Here is a 1,089-nt window from a genome sequence, read left to right on the forward strand (position 1 = left end):
GCCCTGCGGCGGGCGACCCGGGCCGCCGACCGCGGCGGTGTCCCGGGCCGGGTCGGTGATCCGGTGCCGGGCCGCGCGGCCGGGCGCGGAGAGCAGCAGCAGCGCCTTGGCCACCGCACTGGTCAGGTCGTGGTCGGCGCCCTGGATCAGGCCCCGGGCACCGGCGCTGATGGTGGCGGCGGCCGCCTCGGACTCCTCCGTCCCGAGCAGCACGACGGCGGCCTGCGGCGCGCGGGCGAGCACCCGGCGGACGAAGCCGGCGCTGTCCGGCCGGGTGAGCGCCGTGTCGGCGAGCACCACGTCGGCCGGCCGCTCGGCCAGGCGCAGCATCACCTCGGGATCGGAGACAGCGGTCCGGACGACCGCGGACAGCCCGAGCCGGGCCGCCGCCGAGGTCAGGTGCTGGGCGGCGAGCGGTGTCCGAACGCACACGAGAACCGTACGCACAGTGGGTCTCCTCTCCGCCAATGAGCAGACCATGACCGGGCGCGCCGCCGAGGTGGTTCCCGGCAATCCTCCGAACTTTTCCGACAGTTGGGGCATATGCCGCAAGTTGCCGGAAGTTTTCGATCACAGAAGTGTGAGTCGGCAACAGCTCGGGTACCGGGAGGTCCAGGCCGGGAAGGGTGCGCCTGCGCGGCGCCGCCGCCCGGTGTTGCCGGCCATGAGTATCTCGCGGTGCCGCGCGGGAGGAGGGGTGCTGATGTCGAACGTACGTAGACTGCCCGGACCCATCGTCGATCTCTGGGACTGGCAGCGGCTCGGTGCCTGCCGGGGTCGCGACAGCGCCCAGTTCTTCCACCCCGACGGCGAGCGCGGCTCCTCCCGCCTGCGCCGCGAGTCCGGCGCGAAGGCGGTCTGCCGCACCTGCCCGGTGCGCGCCGAGTGCGCGGCCCACGCGCTCTCGGTCCGCGAGCCGTACGGCGTCTGGGGCGGCTTCAGCGAGTCCGAGCGGCTGCGGCTGCTCGCCATCGGCTGGGAGGACCTGGCCGACCGCCGGCAGACCCGGGTCGACGTGGCCCGGCTGGAGGCCCGCCTGGGCCGGCCGCACAAGTCCGCCGTCCCCGCCCAACGCAAGATCGCCTGACC

1 protein-coding gene and 1 pseudogene are annotated in these 1,089 nt (G+C 74.7%); one reads left to right on the top strand and one right to left on the bottom strand.

All coding sequences use genetic code 11. From position 1 onward, the window contains the following. Nucleotides 1-447 (bottom strand): annotated as a pseudogene (locus tag DLJ47_RS00040) (helix-turn-helix transcriptional regulator); the annotation flags it as partial. 256 nt (nucleotides 448-703) lie between these two features. On the opposite strand from DLJ47_RS00040, the gene DLJ47_RS00045 reads away from it, so the two are divergent. Further along, a complete protein-coding gene (locus DLJ47_RS00045; RefSeq protein WP_088997395.1) occupies nucleotides 704-1,087 on the top strand; it encodes a WhiB family transcriptional regulator in 384 nt (127 codons plus the stop codon). The last annotated feature ends 2 nt before the right edge of the window (nucleotides 1,088-1,089 follow it).

The organism is Micromonospora sp. S4605, assembly GCF_003176715.1.
Classification (GTDB): domain Bacteria; phylum Actinomycetota; class Actinomycetes; order Mycobacteriales; family Micromonosporaceae; genus Micromonospora; species Micromonospora echinaurantiaca.